Below are 19,238 nucleotides of genomic sequence, written 5' to 3'. Positions count from 1 at the left end.
TTGCGATCCGTCCCCTCGGCCCCTGCGGGCCTGGGGAGGCCCCATGCACCAGACGCCGCTCCCCGATCCGGCCTGATCGACAAGACACCCCCTAGGACTTCGGCTGACCCGCTTCCTCGTTCAGTCGGGTCAGCGCTTCCTGTCTCGGCATCCCGGCGCCGGCGAGGAACGCCTCGTGATAGGCGGCCTCTCCGAGGCGCTCGGTGAGTTCGGCGATCAGTGCGCGCAGCTCCGGATCGCCCTCGTCGAAAGCGCCACGGATGGCCTGGCTCATCCCCAGAGCGGTCGCCGCGCCGGTGGGGTCCTGCTCAAGGGAGAGCAGCGCGGCGAGTTGCTGTGCGATCCCGGCCAGGCCGTTGCTGTCGCCGCGAGCGGTGTAGCCGCGCAGTGCCCGGGGAAGCAACGCGCGGGCCTCTTCGACCGCTCCCTCCGCGCGCCTGTTCGCCATCCAGCCGGCCGCGATGATGTCCCGGGACGTCTCCTCGGGGTAGGGGAGCCAGCGCACGAGCGTCTCCATCCGGGCCAGCGCCTCGTCGGCCCTGGCCAGATCGCCCGCGGCTCGGTAGGCGACGGCCCGTACCTGCAGCAGACCGGCCTCCACTCGCCGGTGGCCGCGTTCCTCGGCCTGCCGCTCCGCGGCGTGGATGTCCCGCAGGGCCCCGTCCAGGTCGCCGATCCGGATCCGCTCCATCGCGAGCCTGTACTTGGTCCACAGGAGGTGTTCCTCGGTGCCCAGCTCGGAGCTGATCGCCACGGCCCTCTCGAACGCCACGAGGGCCCGGTCGTGCTCGCCGCGCAGCGAGTGGGTCGAGCCCGTGGGCAGCAGGCTCATCACCAGCCCCCAGCGGTCCCCGACCTCCTCGAAGCCGCGCAGCGCCTCGCGCCGGGCGTGGGCCCCCGTCTCCCGGTCCCCCTGCTCGCTCAGGACGAAGTCATGGGCCCAGTAGGCACTGGCCCGCACCCAGGGGTCCTGGGAGTTCAGCGACCGCTGGAGCCCGCGGTCGCGGTCGGCGTCGCCGGCGAGCTGGGACATGCGCAGCAGCGGCAGCGCCGGGTGGAAGCCGAGCACCTCCGCGGAGTCGACGGCCTCCTCCTCCGGAGGCGGGGCGGCGCCCTCGGCGTCCGCGACGCCCGCCGCGCTGCGTACGAGACCGAAGGCCAGCCGCGCCTCGCGCGGCAGCGCGTCGCCGAACTCCATGACCTCGCCGAGGAAGGTCTCGAACTGGGTGGTCATGCCTCTGATCCCCCAGTACCAGAACATCGCCCGGACGAAGCGGGAGGCCATCGGCGCGTCCCGGGCGTCGAGCATGGACCGGAGCGCGGCGACCATGTTGTCGTGCTCGGCGTCGAAGACCGCGATCGCCCGCAGCTGTTCGCCGGTACGGAGCAGGGGTTCGAGCTCCTCGGCCAGCGCGAGGAAGTGGTCGGCGAACCGCGGGGCGACGTCGTCCCCGGCCTGGACGAGCCGGTCGGCCGCGTAGGCGCGTACCGTCTCCAGCATGCGATAGCGAGGCTCCTCCTCGTCGGAGGCGGTCACCAGGGACTTCTCGACCAGGGAGCCGAGCACGTACAGCACGTCGTCGGCGGGCAGCGACTCGTCCGAGCAGACCCCTTCGAGCGCGGCGACCGTGGCACCGCCGGGGAACACCGACAACCGCCGGGCCAGGGCCCGTTCGGGCTCGTCGAGGAGGTCCCAGCTCCACTCGACCAGCGCGAGCAGCGTCCGCTGACGGGGCAGCGCGGTCCGGCTTCCCGAGGTCAGCAGGCGGAAGCGGTCGTCGAGCCGGTGCGCGATCTGGTCCACGCTCATCGCGCGCAGTTTGGCCGCGGCCAGTTCCAGCGCGAGCGGCATTCCGTCGAGACGGCGGCAGATCTCCACCACGGCTCCCACCGTGCGGTCGTCGAGCGTGAAGCCCGGCCGGACGCCGACGGCACGGTCGACGAAGAGGCGCACCGCCGCCGAGTCGGCGGCCTCGGCGAGCTCGCGCGACGGTGTGGGAAGCTCCAGCGGGCCGAGGGGACACAGCGCCTCCCCGGTGATGGCGAGCGCTTCCCTGCTGGTGGCGAGAATCCTCAACTGCGGCAGCCGGTCGAGGAGTTCCTCGGCGAGTTCCGCGGCCTTCTCGACGAGGTGCTCGCAGTTGTCGAGGACGAGGACCGCCTCTCCCCCGTCGAAGAGTTCGGCCAGCCGGTCGACCGGCGCCTGCGCTCGCCCCGCGTCGTAGAGCCGCCCGTCCTGGGAGCCGAGCGTGCCGAGCACCGCGTCGGCGAGCCGGTCCCCGGGGCCCACGCCGGCCAGCGGCACGAACCACACGCGGCCCCGTTGACAGGCGCGGTGCCGGCTCGCCGCTTCGAGCGACAGTCTGGTCTTGCCCGCACCGCCGAAGCCGACGATGGTGACGAGGCGGGAGGCGGCCATCAGATCGGCGATCCGGTCGAGTTCGCGGTGGCGGCCGACGAAGCTGGTGAGCCGGGCCGGGAGGCGGCTGGGCGCGGCCTCGGCTTGGGCCGTCGGTGCGGTCAACTCTCCTCGGAGCAGCGCCAGATGGATCTCCTGGAGCTCGACCGAGGGGTCGACGCCCAGTTCGTCGCCGAGTCGGCCGCGCATCCGCTCGTACACGGCGAGGGCGTCGGACTGGCGTCCCGCGGCGGACAGCGCCCGCATCCGCAGACCGGCGACACGTTCGCTCAACGGGCGTTCGGCACCTGCTGATTCGAGGTCGGCGAGGACTTCGGCGTAGCGGCCGAGTCGTAGCTCCGCGTCGAAACGGTCCTCCGCGGCGGCGGCGCGCAGGTCGTCGAGGCGCGTGGCGGCGGCGCGGGCGAACGGGGCGTCCAGCACGTCCGCGAGGGCCGGGCCGCGCCACAGCGCGAGCGCCTCGGCGAGCACCGACGCCGCTTCGTCGAGGCGGCCGGCGGCCAGCTCACGCTTGCCCCGCGCGGCCAGTTCCTCGAACCGCTGGGCGTCCACGTCCTCGTCGCGCACCGACAGGCGGTACCCCCCGGCCACGGACTCCAGGGTGGCGGCCCCCCGCAGGGCCTTGCGCAGCCGGGAGGCCAGGGCCTGGAGGGCGTTGCCCGCCTCGGCCGGGGAGTCGGTGCCCCACAGTCCGTCGACGAGCGCGTCGACGGACACCGGCCGGCCGCCTTCGAGCGCGAGCCGGGCCAGCAGCATCCGCAGCCGGACCCCTCCGACGTCGATCGGCATCGCGTCGTCCGTACCGGCTCCGACCGGCCCCAACAGGACGATCCTCACAGCGTCAGCCTCCCCAGGGCTCCAGACCGCTTCCACCCTCGCCGAGGGCGAATCACCACCGACTCGCCGGTGCGCGACCGGCGTTGTCATACGGCGAGATCACGCCCTCGGCGACCGGCGCCATCCTAGCGATCAAGCTCGGGGAGGACCGCTCCTTTGTCACTCCGTCCGCAGCGCCCGGGCCGTCGGTGTCCGCGCCGCCCATAGCGCCGGGGCCAGCGCGCCCGTGACGGCGATCGCGACTCCCGCCAGGGCGAGGGTGGCGAGCAGCGGCGTGCCGTACACGTCGATGTGGGCGCCGGGGATCGTGGTGCCGACCGCGCGCCCCATCGCCGGCATCACCGTGCGGTGCAGCACCACGCCGAGCGGGACCCCGACCGCCCCCGCCACCAGGCCGATCGCGCCCACCGAGGTGAGGACCTGGACGACCGTCTGACGGGGGGTCATTCCCAGGGCCTTGAACACGCCCAGGTCCCGGACCCGGTCACGGGTGTCGAGCACCACCGTGTTGAGCACGCCCAGGCAGGCCACGGCGACCAGCATGAGCGTGAGCATCGCGATCAGTGCCTGCATCGCCAGGATCACGCTGGACTTGCCGGCCTCCGTGACCGCCGCCCACGCGCCGAGCGGCGTCAGGGCGGCGTTCAGCTCCTCGGCGTAACGGGCAGGGTCCGTACCGGCCGTGAGCTCGACGCTGAAGTCGGCCGGCATGAAGCGCGTCCCCAGCGCGGCGACCGACGAGGCGTGGGTGCGCAGGGCCATCCCCTTGTCGCCGAGGTCGAAGACCTCGCCGACGATCCGCAGCCGGACGGTGCGCCCCCGGTCCGACACGGCGAGCGTCTCCCCCACCCGCACCCCCACGGCCTGCAGCAAGCGCGCGGCCGCGACCGCCTCGCCGGGGCCGCTGAACCAGCGCCCCGACACCATCGTCGCGCCCGCACCCGCGCCGGCGGTGTCGCCGTCGTACGCGACGAGGGGCACGCCGCCCTTGAGACCGGCCACGCCCAGCTGTGACTTGGCGGTCCGGTGGAAGGACGCGGTGTCCGGGCGCGCCTCGATCGCCGCGGCGACCTTCGCCGGGTCGGCCGGCTCCGGGGGTCCTGTGACACCGGGCGCCGGACGGGCCACCGTGTGGACCGTGACGGTGCCGCCGCGGTCCGGGTCGCCGCCCGTCTTGACCGCGACCAGCGTGCTGCCCAGGCCCACCGCGAACGTCACCGCCAGGGCCCCGAAGGCGACCGCGGCGGCCGTCGTCGCGGACCGCGCCGGCCGGGCGAACGGACTCCCGAGCCCCATCACGACCGGTCGTGGCAGCCGCAGACGGCCCAGCAGGCGGCGTACGCGCCGCCCCCGCCGACCGCCGCCGGTCCGGCCTGCGCCGAGCACCAGCACGGTGGGCAGCCGCGCCGCACGCAGCGCCGGGCCGAACGCTGTCGCGGCGACCACCACCAGGGCACCCGCCGGCACCACGAGGTCCACCCACAGGGGAATGAGCACCGCCGCCGTCCCGTACGTCTCCGCCACCTCGGCCATCAGCGGCACGGCGATCACGTTGCCCAGGGCCGCGCCCAGCACGGCCCCCACCGAGGCCGGGATCAGCGCCTGGCCGACGTACGCCCGGCCCACCTGGAGCGGTGTGAAGCCGAGGGACTTCAGGATCCCGATCCGCCGGGTCGCGGCGCCCACGGCGCCGCTGACGACGATGCCGATCACCAGGACGGACATGGCGAGGCCGAGCAGGGCGAAGGCGGTGATGAAGGGGACGAAGGCGGCCGTGTTCGCCTGGGCTGTCTGGCGGACGTCGAGGTACGACTGCGTGCCCGCGATCGCCCGCGGCGGCACGGCGGCGGCGATCGCCGCCCGGCCGGCCTCGATGTCGGCGCGGGTCGCGGAGTCGGTGAGCCGGTAGAGCATCTGCAGTCCGGGCGGTGGACCCGGCCGCGAGCCGGACGGTGTGCCGGTCAGCCCGGGCAGCTGCGCGGGTACGACCCAGGCGTCGGCGCTCTCCCCCGCCGACTCGGCGATCCCGACCACCGTCAGTTCGGTGCCACCGGCCCGGAAGCGGGTCCCGAGCCCGGTGCCGCCCTCCGCCGCGCCCCGCTCCATCACGATCTCCCCGGCGGCACCCGCCCAGCGCCCCTCAACCAGCTCCAGGCGGTCCACGGGGGCATCGGGCGAGCCACGCCCCACCACCGTCAGGGCCGGCGGCTCGAAGCCCGGCGGGGCGCCCTGGGTGGTGTCGTACAGCCGTACGGAGGCGACGGTGAACGGGCCCGCGGCCGCGTCCACCCCGGTGGCGTCAGCGGTCGCCGCGAGCCGTCCACCGGTGATCGCGGAGCCGTCGAACTGCACGGTCAGGTGGGCCCCTCGCTGCTGGGCGAACGCCCGGTCGAAGGGCCCTTGGGAGGCCACGAGCAGCCCCACCGCGAGGACCGCGGCCGCCACCGACAGCAGCGTCGTCAGCGCCATCACCGCGGTCTGCACGCGGCGCCGCCCGATCCCGCCCCTGACCACCCGGCCCAGGGCACCGCGCCGTGCCACGGGGCGGCTCATCGGGCCACCGCCCGGACGTCGCGGGCGATCCGGCCGTCGACCAGCTCGATCGTCCGTGTCGCGCAGGACTCGGCGAGCGCCAGGTCGTGGGTGACGAGGACGATGGTCTGCCCGGCGGCGTTGAGTTCGCGGAGCAGGTCGCGCACGTCCGCGCCGGAGGCGGTGTCCAGCGCGCCGGTGGGCTCGTCGGCGAGCAGCAGTGGCGGGCGGTTCATCAGGGCCCGGGCGACCGCGACGCGCTGGCGCTCGCCGCCGGACAGCCGGCCGGGATAGGCGTGGGCGTGCCGGTCGATGCCGAGCTGTGCGAGGAGTTCGGCGGCGCGCGCCGCCGCCTCGGCGGGCGCCGTGCCGGACAGTTGGGCGGGCAGCAGCACGTTGTCGGTCACGGTGAGGTCGTCGAGGAGGTTGAAGAACTGGAAGACCATCCCGACGCGCGAGCGCCGGTACTTCGCCGAGGCCGTCTCGTTCAGGGCGTCGACGCGCAGCCCGTCGACGCTGACACTGCCCGTGGTGGGACGGTCGAGGCCGGCGATCATGTTGAGCAGCGTCGACTTGCCGCTGCCGGAGGGGCCGAGCACGGCGAGCGCCTCGCCGGGACGCACCTGGAGCGTCAGCCCGTCCAGTGCGGGTGGGCCCTCGTCGTACGCCTTGCGCACCTCGCGTACGTCGATGAGAGGGTCGGTCATAGGTCCTCCACGGCTGGGTCGGTCGGGCGGCATCGACGCTAGGAGGGAGGGGGTCGGGCGCACGTCGGCCGCGGTGCGGAAGATCCGTACCGTGCTCGGTGGACGTCGTGGCCGTGTCATCCCCGCGATGTACGCCCGGGGAGCACGGGGCTGCGTCTCACGGTTGATTCGGCCCCACCCGCCGCTTGGCACACTGACCCGGTGAACAGGGAAGAGGAGTCGGTCGTCAGCCGGTTGCGCGCACTGTGGTCCGTCGGCGTGCCGCCGCCGTTGTCGCTCCGGTCCTGGGTGGCCGATGCGGTACTCGCACTGGCCGTCGCGGTGTGGACCGTGGTGGGCGATCTGAACCGTTCGTATGTGGAGCTGGCCCATGGGGAGCCCGACCAGCCACCGGCTCCGCCGGTGCCGCCAGCGCCGCCGGTACCACCAGTGCCACCGATACCGACGCCCGGGGCCGAACACGTCGTGCCGGTTCCGCCAGTGCCGCCAGTCCCGCCGGTTCCGCCAGTGCCGCAGGTGCCGACGCCCGGGGCCGAACGCGTCGTACCGACCGTGGAGCACACGCTGCCGCCGGTGGAACTCTGGGAGTTGACGGCGGCGGTGCTGACCGCGCTGCCGCTGCTGCTGCGCCGCCGCTTCCCGCTGACCGCGTACTGGGCGGTGGTGGGGGCGACGGCGCTGCTGTACCAGGGTGATGTCGCCCAGGACGCGATCACGGTCACCTTCGCGTCCGGTCTGATCGCGGCGTACAGCGCGGCGGTGTACAGCCCGCACCGCATGGCCACGGCGGCCTCGCTGCTCGCGGGTGTGGTGCTGTACGGGGCGACACCCCTGGTCCCCGAGGTGGACGGGGGTCTGGTCCCGGTCCTCGTCCTGCTCCCGGTCGCTGTGGCCGCGCACGGCATCCACACCTGGCGGCAGCGGGCGCAGGCGCTGCGGGAGGAGCAACAGGCCGCGCTGCGCCGGGCCGTGGAGCAGGAACGCGCCCGGATCGCCCGCGAGTTGCACGATGTCGTCACCCACAACGTGAGCATGATGACGATTCAGGCGGGCGCCGCACGCAAGGTGCTGGACACGTCGCCCGACCAGGCCAGGGAGGCGATGCTGGCGGTGGAGGCGGCAGGCCGCACGGCGATGTCGGAGCTGCGCCATGTGATGGGTCTGCTCACGATGGCCGCCGACGGCCCCGATCCCGCCGCGACCGTGGACCTGGCCCCGCAGCCGGGACTCGACCGGCTGGAGGAGCTGGCCGGCCGGGTGCGGGACACCGGAATGCCGGTGGAGTTGACGGTGCGCGGCGCCCCGGCGACCGAGCTGCCGGCCGGCGTCGAACTGGCCGCGTACCGGGTGGTGCAGGAGGCGCTGACGAACGCGGTGAAGCACGCCTCGGGGGCGAGCGTGTCGGTCACCGTCGAGTACGCACCGGGCGAGATACGGGTGGAGGTGGCCGACACCGGCGGTACGGCGCGCCCTCCGGCCGGCCCCGGCGGCGGCCGTGGGCTCCTGGGTCTGCGCGAACGCCTGTCGGTCTACGGCGGTACGCTGCACGCGGGCAGGAGACCAGGCGGGGGCTACGGGGTCCGAGCCGTGATTCCGGTGGAGGCGCCGTGACCGAGGCACCCCGAGTGGTGATCGTCGACGACCAGGCCCTGGTGCGGACCGGCTTCCGGATGATCCTGGCCGCCGACGGCATCGAGGTGGTCGGGGAGGCCGCCGACGGGGACGAGGCGGTCGCGGTGGTCCGCCGTACGCGGCCCGATGTGGTCCTGATGGACATCCGGATGCCGGGCACCGACGGTCTGGAGGCCACGCGCCGCATCCTCCGGGACGAGGGGACGTCGCCGCCCCGCGTCGTCATCCTGACCACGTACGACCTCGACCAGTACGTGTACGCCGCCCTGAGCGCGGGCGCGAGCGGCTTCCTGCTGAAGGACGTCACCCCCGAGCACCTGGCGGCCGCGGTCCGTCTGGTCCGTTCCGGGGACGCGCTGCTGGCCCCGGCCATCACGCGCCGCCTGGTCGAGCGTTTCGCCGTGTCGCGGGAGCGCACGGCGTCCCTGCACCGGGATCTGTCCGCGCTCACACCGCGGGAGCTGGAGGTGTTCGAGGCGCTGGCGAGGGGCGACAGCAACGCAGAACTGGCGGCCCGCTTCCGGTTGAGCGAAGCCACGGTCAAGACGCATGTCGCCCGCATCCTCTCCAAGCTCCGGCTCCGCGACCGCGCGCAGGCGGTGATCGCCGCCTACGAGACGGGCCTCGTCACACCGGGCTCCGACGGCGACCCGCGCCGGGGGTTCTGACCCCCGCCGTCCTCGGACGAGATGTCAGCGGCGGGAGGCCAGCGTGCCCAGGACGCGCAGGTGTGGCCGACGGGGCGGCGGTGGGAGGGTGCGCGAGCCCCTTCGGGCTCTGCCGCACCGCTCCACCGCCGCCCCGTTCACCGGGACCCGGACGTGCCGGACCGCCGAGGTCAGACCACGGGCACCGGGTACGTCGGGTACTCGACGCCGGACACGTGCTGGACGACACGGATGACCTGGCACGAGTAGCCGAACTCGTTGTCGTACCAGAGGTAGAGGATCGCGTTGTCGCCGTCGACCTTGGTGGCACCGGCGTCGACGATCGAGGCGTGACGCGAGCCGACGAAGTCCATGGAGACGGCGTCGGGGGCGGTGGTGAAGTCGATCTGGCGCTTCAGCGGCGAGTGCAGCGAGACGTCACGGAGGTAGTCGAGGACCTCTTCGCGGGTGGTCTCGCGGCCCAGGCGCAGGCTCAGGATGGCGATCGAGACGTCCGGGACGGGGACGCGGATCGAGCTGCCGGTGATCGGCGCCTTGAGGTCCGGCAGGGCCTTGGCCACGGCGGAGGCGGCACCGGTCTCGGTGATGACCATGTTCAGCGGCGCGGAGCGGCCACGACGGTCGGCCTTGTGGTAGTTGTCCAGCAGGTTCTGGTCGTTGGTGAACGAGTGGACGGTCTCCACGTGACCGCGCAGGACGCCGTACTCGTCGTCCATGGCCTTCAGCGGCGGGACGATCGCGTTGGTGGTGCAGGAGGCGCAGGAGAGGATGCGCTCGTCCGGCTTCACCGTGTCGTGGTTGACGCCGTGCACGATGTTCGGGACGTCGCCCTTGCCCGGGGCGGTCAGGACGACCTTGTCGATGCCGGGACGCAGGTGCTTCGAGAGCCCCTCGCGGTCGCGCCACTTGCCCGTGTTGTCGATGAGGATGGCGTCCTTGATGCCGTACGCCGTGTAGTCGACCTCGGAGGGGTCGTTGGCGTAGATCACCTTGATCGCGTTGCCGTTGGCGACGATCGTGCTGTTCGCCTCGTCCACGGTGATGGTGCCCTGGAACTGGCCGTGGATGGAGTCGCGGCGCAGCAGCGAGGCGCGCTTGACCAGGTCCTGGTCGCCTCCCCCGCGGACGACGATCGCGCGCAGGCGCAGACCGTTGCCGGAGCCGGCCTTCTCGATGAGCAGGCGGGCGACGAGGCGGCCGATGCGACCGAAGCCGTAGAGGACGACGTCGCGCCCGTCGCGGCACTCGATCTTGTTGGCGCCCGTGGCACCGGCTACGGCCTCGGCGGTGAACTGCTCGACCGAGAGACCGCGGTCGTCCGTCTTGTAGTCCGCGGCGAGCATGCCGATGTCGATCTGGGAAGGACCGAGATCCAGCGCGGTGAGCGCCTGCAGGAACGGCAGCGTCTCGGTGACCGACAGCTCCTCACCGTCGATCTGCCGGGCGAACCGGTGGGTCTTCAGGATGCTGACCACCGACTTGTTCACCAGGGAGCGGCTGTGGAGAAGGACGGTGACGTCCCGCTCCCGGTGCAGCTTCCCGATGATCGGGATCATCGACTCCGCGATCTCCTCGCGGATCTTCCAGTTGGTGAACGAGTCGTCATTGACAGTCACAGGTTTATCTTTCGAGCTAGGCGGCGCTCATATGCTAACCCGGCCCTCCTTTGATCGTTCAAGGGGGACCTAAGGGAGACCCAAGAAGGAGCTCAGGACGGGGGAGAAAGTCCCTTTCGCTCGGTTACGTCACCGTATCCACCGGGGCCCTATCCTCATCGTTGTCGACGACGCAGGAGGAAGCGCATGGAGCAGCTGCTGAGGGTCCAGAACTTCGTTGTCTCGCGTGACGGGTTCGGCGCGGGTGAGGGCCAGACTCTCGAGAGACCGTTCGGCCATGCCGATCCGGGGAGCATGTTCGCCTGGGCCGGCGCCACGGCGAGCTGGCCGAACCGTACCGATCCCGGGGGGACCCGCGGCCTCGACGACTACTTCACCCGGGACTTCGCACGCAACATCGGCGCCGAGATCATGGGCCGGAACAAGTTCGGACCCCAGCGCGGCCCCTGGCAGGACCACGAGTGGCGCGGCTGGTGGGGCGACGTGCCCCCCTTCCACACCCCGGTCTTCGTCATGACCCACCACGAACGCCCGTCGTTCACGCTCTCCGACACCACGTTCCACTTCGTCGACGGCTCCCCCGCCACGGTCCTCGCCCAGGCGAAGGACGCGGCGGAGGGCAAGGACGTCCGCCTCGGCGGCGGGGCGACCACCATCCGGGAGTTCCTGGACGCCGACCTCGTCGACACCCTGCACGTGGCGGTCTCGCCGGTGGAGCTGGGCTCCGGCGTACGGCTCTGGGAGTCACCCGACGAGCTGCTCGACCGCTACCACCTGGAGGTCGTGCCCAGCCCGAGCGGAGTGGCGCACCACCTCTTCTGGCGGAAGTGAGCGGAAGCGACACGGCCCGGCGCGCCCCGCGCCACCGATGAGTTCCGGCATCTCGTGGCGTCTACCGTCGGAAGGCAGCCATCGCCGGACACCCCCATGGAGCGTCACATGAGGAAGATCGTCTCCCAGCTGTTCATCTCGCTCGACGGAGTCGTCGAGGATCCGCACATCTGGCACTTCCCGTACTTCGACGACGCGATGGGCCTCGCCGTCGACGCCGTCATCGGCCGCGCCGACACGCTCCTCCTGGGGCGTCGGACGTACGAGAGCTTCGCCGGGGCGTGGCCCGAGCGTGAGGCGGCGGGCGGTGAGGACGCCCCCTTCGCCAAGGTCATCGGCGACGCCCGGAAGATCGTCGTCTCGCGCCGGCCGCTCACCTTCACCTGGCGGAACTCCGAGCAGCACCAGGGCGATCTCCTCGACGCGGTCAGGGCGCTGAAGAACGAGCCGGACGGCAGTCGGATCGCGATCAGCGGCTCAGTGTCCCTCGTACGACAGCTCCTCACCGCCGGACTGCTGGACGAGCTGAACCTGCTCGTGCACCCGATCGCCGTACGCAAGGGGATGCGGCTCTTCGACGAGGGCGAGACGCCGACGCCGCTGAAGCTGCTCTCCTCCGAGACCTTCGCCACGGGCGTCCTCAACCTGCTGTACGCCCCCGCCGACGAGGCCGGTGAGGGCGGCTACGACGAGGCCAAGACGCACCTGCCCCACTCCGACCGGTAGGCGGCGGGACGGGACGGCCGGCCGGCGTGTCCACCTGGTGAACAGATGGGTGGCGGATCTTGTCGCTCCGCCCGGAAAACCGCAGGTCACGGCGGTGCCTTCGGAGCGTCAGGTGGCGCAATACTGTGGCAACACCATCCGGACCACCGCGCCGGTACGTTCCCAGACATGTCAGCCGAACCCACCCCCGCCTCCCTCCCGGTCGCCGCCGCGCGCCGTCGGCGGCTGCGCGCGGACCGGGCCCGGCAGCTCGCCGACCTGCTGCGCCACCAGATCCTGACGGGCGGCTTCCCCGGCGGCGTCCTCCCCCTGGAGGACGCCATCGCCGCCGACTACCGGGCCAGCCGCAACACCGTCCGGCAGGCCCTGGACCTGCTGCGCGGCGAGCAGCTCGTCGACCGGCAGCCGGGGGTCGGCACCGTCGTGGTGTGCGAGAAGTACCCCCACGGCCTGGACCGGCTCCAAGGGCTGGCGGAGACGCTGCACGAGCACGGCCGGGTCACCAACGAGGTACGTACGGTCGGGCCGGTCGCCGCCTCCGGACCGGTGGCCCACCGCCTGGGTCTGCCCGAGCACACCGACGTGCTCTGCATCGAGCGGCTGCGTCGCCTGAACGGGCTGCCGCTCTCCCTCGACCTGTCCTATCTGCCCATGGACATCGGCGGTGAACTCCTCGGCTGCGACCTGGAGAACACGGACGTCTTCCGGCTCCTCGAAACGCTGACCGGCGGCCCACTGGGACACGCCGAGATCACCCTCGAAGCGGTCAACGCCGACGCGCACTCCGCCGCCGTCCTCCAGGCCCCGCGCGGGGCCGCCGTACTGATGCTGGAACGGCTGACCTGTCTGCCCGACGGACGACCGGTGGACCTGGAGTTCATCCGGTTCCGCGGCGACCGCATCACCATGAGCGGCGTCCTGCGCCGCTCCCTCTGAGACCCGCCCCACCTCTTCCCCCTTCCGCCCCTTCCCGGAGACAGCCATGCCTCTCGTGCCGCAGCGCGCCGACGTGCCCGTGACCATCGACGAGTCCAAGTGCATCGACGGCTGCACCCTCTGCGTCGACATGTGTCCGCTCGACTCGCTCGCGATCCGCGAGGACAACGGCAAGGCGTACATGCACGTGGACGAGTGCTGGTACTGCGGCCCGTGCGCGGCCCGCTGCCCCACCGACGCGGTCACCGTCAACATGCCCTATCTGCTCCGGTGAAAGGCCCGATTCCCATGCCCGGCAAGAAGATCCCGTCGCGTCGCCCGCTCGTCCCGCTCCTCTCCCTCGCCCTGCTGCTCCCGCTGGCCACCGCCTGTGGCGGCGCCGCGGGCGCCGACGACCCGGCCGGCGCGCGGACGGTCACGGTGACCGTCGGATACCAGTCGAAGACCATCAACACCGTCACGGCCGGCACGCTGCTGCGCTCCCTCGGCTACTTCGAGGAGGAGCTCGCCGCCCGCGGGAAGAAGGACGGCGTCACCTACAAGGTCGCGTGGCAGGACTACGCGACCGGCGCCCCGATCACCGCCCAGATGACCGCCGGGAAGATCGACATCGGCTCCATGGGCGACTTCCCGCTGCTCATCAACGCGGCGCGCGGCAAGCAGCTCAAGCAGCCCACCCGGCTCGTCGCGGTCACCGGCTACAACCTGCGCGGCGGCCTCAACACCGTGGTCACCGCCCCCGGTTCGAATGTGAGCTCGCTGGCCGACCTGCGCGGGAAGAAGGTGTCCACCAGCGTCGGCTCGGCCGCGGACGGCACCCTCGTGCGGGCCCTCCAGCGCGCCGGCCTCGACCCGGACAAGGACATCCGGAAGCTCAACCAGCAGCCCAGCGTCGGCGCGTCCGCCCTGACCGCCGGCAGCGCCGACGCACTCTCCCAGTTCGTCGCCTGGCCCGGACTGCTGGCCTACGAGGGCCGTGCCACGGCGCTGTACGACGGTGCCGAGCTGAACCTGCCGACCTTCCACGGGGTCACCGTCCGGGAGAAGTTCGCCAAGGAGCGGGCGGGGATCCTCGACGACTTCCTCACGGCGCAGCGGCGGGCCACCGATCACCTCCGCACCCATCCGGTCGCGGCGGCCGAGTCGGTCGCCAAGGAGACCGGGCTGCCGGCCGAGGTGGTCTACCTCTACAACGGCGCCCACGGCATCGCCACCTTCGACCCGGAGCTCCGCCCGGAGCTGATCGCCGCGCTGAAGGAGGACGTACCGCTGCTGAAGGCGGCCAAGCTGGTGGGCGACGTCGACGTGGACGCCTTCGTCGACCCCGCGCCGCTGAAGCGGGCCGCGCAGGCCCCCGCGTACCCGAAGGCGACCGCCGCGAAGCCGGAGCTGTGGCTGAAGGGCCAGAGCACCACCCGTACGTTCACCAGCCCGAAGGAGCTGCTGAAGGCCGCCAAGGGCGCCGATGTGCGCGCCGCGTACGTCCCGGACGCGGTGACGGGCACGCTGTGGTTCGCCGACAAGGCGGTGTGGGTCGTCGACGGCGCCGAGCTGCGCGCCTTCGTCACCCCGTCCGGCGCGAAGGCGTACGTCGCCGCGCATGCCGGGTCCCGGATCGTCGACTACGCGGCCGCCGTCGGCCTGGCGTCATGAGCGCGGGGCGCTGGCTGCTCCGCGTGGTCTCGCTCGGGGCGGCCCTCGGGCTGTGGCAGCTGCTGACCTCCCTGGACGTCAACCTGTGGCTGCGGTTCGAGCAGTTCCCGACCGTCGGCGAGGTGGCCTCCGCCTTCGCCGACCGGGTCGGCACCGGTCCGTACTGGCAGGACCTGGGACACAGCGTGCGCCGGATCGTGGTCGGCTTCCTGCTGGCCGCGGTACTCGGAGTGGCGGTGGGCACCGCCGTCGCCCGCTCCCGGTGGGCAGCCGACCTGCTGGGCCCGCTCCTCGAGGTCGTACGGCCGGTGCCGGCCATCGCCCTCGTCCCGGTCGCGATCCTGCTGCTGCCCACCAACGAGCAGGGCATCGTCTTCATCACCTTCACCGCCGCCTTCTTCCCCGTCCTCGTGTCGACCCGGCATGCGGTGCGCGCACTCTCCCCGGTGTGGGAGGAGGCCGTGCTCACCATGGGCGGCGGCCGGCTGCGGGTGCTGTTCTCGGTGGTGCTGCCGGGCGCCCTGCCGGGCATCTTCGGCGGTCTGTCCGTGGGCATCGGCGTCTCGTGGATCTGTGTGATCTCCGCGGAGATGATCTCGGGTGAGTACGGGGTGGGCTACCGCACCTGGCAGGAGTACACGGTCGTCGACTACCCGGGCGTCTTCGTCGGCATGGCCACCATCGGCGCCCTGGGCTGGCTCACCTCCACCGCGGTGGAGCTCCTGGGCCGCCGCGTCACCTCCTGGCTGCCCAGGCCCGCCGCCCGACCGGCTGTCCGCGTCCCGCGTGCGGTGCTCCGCCGCCGGGCAGCGACTCCTGCTCCCCTGGCACCCGCCCCTGCCTCTGCCCCTGCCTCCGCCCTGGAGAAGGAGTCGGTCTCATGAGCAGCGCGTCCCCGCCACTCGCACCCGCGCCGACCGGCGCGGAGCTCGCCCTGGACGACGTACGCCTCGGTCACGCGGACGGTACGACGGTGCTCACCGCCGCCGAGCTGCGGATCGCGCCGGGAGAACTGCTGGCCGTGGTCGGCCCGTCCGGCTGCGGGAAGTCCACGCTGCTGCGCACCCTCGCCGGGCTGCTTCCCACGCTCGACGGACGGGTGACCCAGGACGGGGAGCCGATCGGCGGGCCCGGCGCGGACCGGGCTCTGGTCTTCCAGCACGACGCCCTGCTGCCCTGGCGGACCGTCCGCGCCAATGTGGAACTGCCGTTGGCGATCCGCCGGGTCCCTCGTCCCGAACGGCGGCGGTCCGCCGCCGAGTGGCTGGAGCGGGTCGGCCTCGCCGAGCACGCCCACAAGCTGCCGCACCAGCTGTCCGGCGGACAGCGCCAGCGCGTTCAGCTGGCCCGTGCCCTGGCCGGCCGGCCCCGTGCGGTGCTGATGGACGAGCCCTTCGGCGCGCTCGACGCGCACACCCGCGCCGAGATGCAGGACCTCCTCGTGGACATCCTGCGCGGCACGGGGGCGACCGTCGTCTTCGTCACCCACGACGTGGACGAGGCCCTCCATCTCGGAGACCGCGTCGCGCTCCTTCCCTCCGGCCGGGTGCTCGACGTCCCGCACCCGCGGCAGCGCGACGCGCGCCGGGCGCCCGCCACCGCCGAGCTGCGCCGGCGCATCCTCGCATCCCTCTGAAAGGCACTCCGTGGACACCCCACCGGCCCCGGCCGCCGCCCCCTTGGCCATCCCCTCCCTCGCCGACGCGACCGAACTGTCCTGCGACGTCCTCGTCATCGGCGGCGGCACCGCCGGCACCATGGCCGCGCTGACGGCCGCCGGGCTCGGCGCGAACGTGCTGCTCCTGGAGAAGGCACACGTCCGGCACTCCGGCGCCCTCGCCATGGGGATGGACGGCGTCAACAACGCCGTCGTACCGGGCCGGGCCGAACCCGACGACTACGTCGCCGAGATCACCCGCGCCAACGACGGCATCGTCGACCAGTCGACCGTCCGGCAGACCGCGACCCGCGGCTTCGCGATGGTCCAGCGACTGGAGTCGTACGGGGTGAAGTTCGAGAAGGACGAGCACGGCGAGTACGCGGTCCGGCAGGTGCACCGGTCCGGTTCGTACGTGCTGCCGATGCCGGAGGGCAAGGACGTCAAGAAGGTCCTCTACCGGCAGCTGCGGCGCCGGGAGATGCGGGAGCGGATCCGCATCGAGAACCGGGTCATGCCGGTGCGGGTGCTCACCCACCCGGACGACGGACGGGCCGTCGGCGCGGCCGGATTCAACACCCGTACCGGCGAGTTCGTCATCGTCAGGGCCGGCGCGGTGATCCTCGCCACGGGCGCGTGCGGCCGGCTCGGCCTGCCCGCCTCCGGCTATCTGTACGGGACGTACGAGAATCCGACCAACGCCGGTGACGGATACGCCATGGCGTACCACGCGGGGGCGGCGCTGACCGGTATCGAGTGCTTCCAGGTCAATCCGCTGATCAAGGACTACAACGGCCCCGCCTGCGCGTACGTGGCGAACCCGTTCGGCGGGTACCAGGTGAACCGGCACGGCGAGCGGTTCGTGGAGTCGGACTACTGGTCGGGGCAGATGATGGCCGAGTTCGCGGCCGAACTCGCCTCCGACCGGGGCCCGGTGTACCTCAAGCTCAGCCATCTGCCCGAGGAGACCATCGGCGCCGTCGAGTCGATCCTGCACACGACGGAGCGCCCCACCCGCGGGACCTTCCACGAGGGCCGGGGGCACGACTACCGCACGCACGACATCGAGATGCACATCTCGGAGATCGGTCTGTGCGGCGGACACTCCGCCTCGGGAGTACGGGTGGACGCCCACGCCCGCACCACCGTGCCCCGGCTGTACGCGGCCGGAGACCTGGCCTGCGTACCGCACAACTACATGATCGGGGCCTTCGTCTACGGAGACCTGGCGGGCGAGGACGCGGCCCGGTACCGGGCGTACGAGGGCGAGTTGCCGCAGGATCAGCTGGCCGCCGCCCATGAACTCGCCTACCGGCCGCTGCTCAACCCCGACGGGCCGCCGCAGCCGCAGGTGGAGTACAAGCTGCGACGGTTCGTGAACGACTACGTGGCGCCGCCGAAGACCGGGGCGAAGCTGTCCCTGGCGGTGGAGGCGTTCGACCGGATGTCGACGGAGATCGCGGGCATGGGGGCGCGTACCGCGCACGAGTTGATGCGGTGCGCCGAGGTGTCGTTCATCCGTGACTGCGCGGAGATGGCGGCACGTGCCTCGCTGGCCCGCACCGAGTCCCGCTGGGGGCTGTACCACGAGCGCCTCGACCACCCGGAGCGGGACGACACGGGCTGGTTGCACCACCTCGACCTGCGCAAGTCGGCGTCCGGCGCGATGGAGTTCACGGCCCGACCGGTCGAGCCCTATGTCGTCCCGGTCCCGGAGTTCACGCCGGAGCAGGGGCCGGAGCGGTGGCTGGGCGAGGTGCGGCTGGTGCCGACGGCGACGGCGGGCCGCCGGGACGCGGCTCCGGCGGCGCGGCGGGCAACCGGGACCGCGACCGGAGTCGGGACCGCGGACCCGGATCGGGCCGAGGACCCGGCCGGCGCCGCCGACCGGGCTGTCGCGGACCCGGCCGGCGGGCCGAGTCACGCCCTGCTGAGGCTGCTCGCCCTCGCCGAGGAGTCGCCCGATCTGGGCGTGCTCCGCCCCTACCTCACCGACGACGACCCCGCCGTCCGCTCGGCCGCCGTCGCGGCGCTCGCGGAGACCGTTCCGGTCGGGGCCGGCCCGGCGCTCGCCGAACGGCTGCGGGACACCGCGCCCCAGGTCCGGCACGCCTCCGCGGCCGCCCTGCGCGAGCTGGTCGAAGTGCTGCCCGCCGAAGCTGAGTTGGGGGCCGGGCTGCGCGCGGCGCTCCTCGTGACCGATCCGGCCGTCCGGTCCGCCGCGCTGGAGGTCCTGCGTGCCCTGCGTCTCGCCGACGCCGCGGTGTACTCCGACGCGCTCGCCGACACCGACATCGACGTCCGTATCCACGCCGTGAGGGCGCTGGTATCGGTGGACGCCGTCCCCGAGCTGGTGGTGGCCGCCGCCGACCCCGCCCGCGAGGTCCGGGTCGCCGTGGCCCGCGGCCTGGCGGCCGTACGCGCCCCGGCGCCCGCGCCGCTGCTGCCCCTGCTCGACGACCCCGACCCCTTGGTGAAGGGCGCCGCCCTCGCCTCGCTGGCGACGACCGGCTGCCCGCCCGAGTACGCCGAGACGGCCACGGCGGCGCTCGCCGAACCCGCCTGGCAGGTCCGGGCGGGTGCCGCGACCGCCCTCCGGGCGGCGCGGACCGCCCAGGCCGTCCCCGCGCTGGCCAAGGCCCTGGCCGACCCGAACGCGGACGTCCGCAAGGCCGCCGTCCTCTCCCTCCTCCCCCACCGGGAGGACCCCGAGGCCCGCGTCGCGCTCGCCTCCGTCACCGCCGACCCCGACGCCGACGTCCGCGCCCATGCGGCCCGCGCGCTCTCCTGAGCCGCGCGCGGCGGCGGCACGTGCGGCGAGTGGCCGGCGTGCCGGGCCGAGGGGTTCGGGGTCCGGGCTTCGGGCTGAGGGGCTAGGGGGTGTCTTGTCGATCAGGCCGGATCGGGGAGCGGCGTCTGGTGCATGGGACCTCCCCAGGCCCGCAGGGGCCGAGGGGACGGATCGCAAGGCGGAGGAGGGAGTCAACGCGGTGGGGGCACCTCCCGTGCCCGAAGGGCTACGGG

General features: G+C 73.0%; 14 protein-coding genes. 10 read left to right on the top strand and 4 right to left on the bottom strand.

What is annotated here, in order from left to right:
* Positions 1 to 91: 91 nt before the first annotated feature.
* The 3 genes from ACFVZW_RS34155 to ACFVZW_RS34145 form a co-directional block, all read right to left on the bottom strand.
* Positions 92 to 3,256 carry a BTAD domain-containing putative transcriptional regulator gene (locus ACFVZW_RS34155; RefSeq protein ID WP_384529826.1) on the bottom strand — a complete coding sequence of 1,055 codons (3,165 nt, stop codon included), beginning with the start codon at positions 3,254 to 3,256 and terminating at the stop codon, positions 92 to 94.
* Between the two features lie 159 nt (positions 3,257 to 3,415).
* Positions 3,416 to 5,809: an ABC transporter permease gene (locus ACFVZW_RS34150; RefSeq protein WP_384529823.1), complete on the bottom strand. Its 2,394-nt coding sequence runs from the start codon at positions 5,807 to 5,809 to the stop codon at positions 3,416 to 3,418.
* The gene (locus ACFVZW_RS34145; protein ID WP_384529821.1) at positions 5,806 to 6,495 is read right to left on the bottom strand and encodes an ABC transporter ATP-binding protein; all 690 of its coding nucleotides are present in this window, start codon (positions 6,493 to 6,495) and stop codon (positions 5,806 to 5,808) included. Before ACFVZW_RS34145 ends, ACFVZW_RS34150 begins: the two co-directional genes overlap by 4 nt.
* A 516-nt stretch (positions 6,496 to 7,011) precedes the next feature.
* Between ACFVZW_RS34145 and ACFVZW_RS34140 the strand changes: the two genes are divergently transcribed.
* Positions 7,012 to 8,106, top strand: a complete 1,095-nt coding sequence (locus ACFVZW_RS34140; protein ID WP_384529818.1) for a sensor histidine kinase — start codon at positions 7,012 to 7,014, stop codon at positions 8,104 to 8,106.
* Complete coding sequence (locus tag ACFVZW_RS34135) at positions 8,103 to 8,795, top strand: response regulator (protein WP_384529815.1); 693 nt, start codon at positions 8,103 to 8,105, stop codon at positions 8,793 to 8,795. Before ACFVZW_RS34140 ends, ACFVZW_RS34135 begins: the two co-directional genes overlap by 4 nt.
* A 170-nt stretch (positions 8,796 to 8,965) precedes the next feature.
* Here ACFVZW_RS34135 and ACFVZW_RS34130 read toward each other — a convergent pair whose 3' ends face one another.
* Positions 8,966 to 10,411 carry a glyceraldehyde-3-phosphate dehydrogenase gene (locus tag ACFVZW_RS34130; RefSeq protein WP_384529812.1) on the bottom strand — a complete coding sequence of 482 codons (1,446 nt, stop codon included), beginning with the start codon at positions 10,409 to 10,411 and terminating at the stop codon, positions 8,966 to 8,968.
* Positions 10,412 to 10,597: 186 nt separating this feature from the next.
* Here ACFVZW_RS34130 and ACFVZW_RS34125 point away from each other — a divergent pair, with 186 nt between their 5' ends.
* The 8 genes from ACFVZW_RS34125 (at position 10,598) to ACFVZW_RS34090 (ending at position 19,005) form a co-directional block, all read left to right on the top strand.
* Entirely contained in the window at positions 10,598 to 11,242 is a 645-nt protein-coding gene (locus tag ACFVZW_RS34125; RefSeq protein WP_384529809.1) for a dihydrofolate reductase family protein, read from the top strand.
* A 108-nt stretch (positions 11,243 to 11,350) separates the two neighbouring features.
* Entirely contained in the window at positions 11,351 to 11,968 is a 618-nt protein-coding gene (locus tag ACFVZW_RS34120; protein WP_384529806.1) for a dihydrofolate reductase family protein, read from the top strand.
* A gap of 168 nt (positions 11,969 to 12,136) precedes the next feature.
* Positions 12,137 to 12,904 carry a GntR family transcriptional regulator gene (locus ACFVZW_RS34115; RefSeq protein ID WP_384529803.1) on the top strand — a complete coding sequence of 256 codons (768 nt, stop codon included), beginning with the start codon at positions 12,137 to 12,139 and terminating at the stop codon, positions 12,902 to 12,904.
* 46 nt (positions 12,905 to 12,950) lie between these two features.
* The gene (locus ACFVZW_RS34110) at positions 12,951 to 13,178 is read left to right on the top strand and encodes a ferredoxin family protein (RefSeq protein WP_329123551.1); all 228 of its coding nucleotides are present in this window, start codon (positions 12,951 to 12,953) and stop codon (positions 13,176 to 13,178) included.
* Positions 13,179 to 13,192: 14 nt separating this feature from the next.
* On the top strand, positions 13,193 to 14,557 hold the full coding sequence (locus ACFVZW_RS34105; protein ID WP_384529799.1) for an ABC transporter substrate-binding protein: 1,365 nt from the start codon (positions 13,193 to 13,195) through the stop codon (positions 14,555 to 14,557).
* The gene (locus ACFVZW_RS34100; RefSeq protein ID WP_384529796.1) at positions 14,554 to 15,441 is read left to right on the top strand and encodes an ABC transporter permease; all 888 of its coding nucleotides are present in this window, start codon (positions 14,554 to 14,556) and stop codon (positions 15,439 to 15,441) included. The genes ACFVZW_RS34105 and ACFVZW_RS34100 overlap by 4 nt, the downstream gene beginning before the upstream one ends.
* The gene (locus tag ACFVZW_RS34095) at positions 15,438 to 16,193 is read left to right on the top strand and encodes an ABC transporter ATP-binding protein (protein ID WP_384529793.1); all 756 of its coding nucleotides are present in this window, start codon (positions 15,438 to 15,440) and stop codon (positions 16,191 to 16,193) included. Before ACFVZW_RS34100 ends, ACFVZW_RS34095 begins: the two co-directional genes overlap by 4 nt.
* A 10-nt stretch (positions 16,194 to 16,203) precedes the next feature.
* The gene (locus ACFVZW_RS34090; RefSeq protein ID WP_384529790.1) at positions 16,204 to 19,005 is read left to right on the top strand and encodes a fumarate reductase/succinate dehydrogenase flavoprotein subunit; all 2,802 of its coding nucleotides are present in this window, start codon (positions 16,204 to 16,206) and stop codon (positions 19,003 to 19,005) included.
* The last annotated feature ends 233 nt before the right edge of the window (positions 19,006 to 19,238 follow it).

Origin of the sequence: Streptomyces sp. NPDC059567 (assembly GCF_042735655.1) — a bacterium.
Classification (GTDB): Bacteria; Actinomycetota; Actinomycetes; order Streptomycetales; family Streptomycetaceae; genus Streptomyces.
This window is presented reverse-complemented; position numbering and strand designations above follow the sequence as displayed.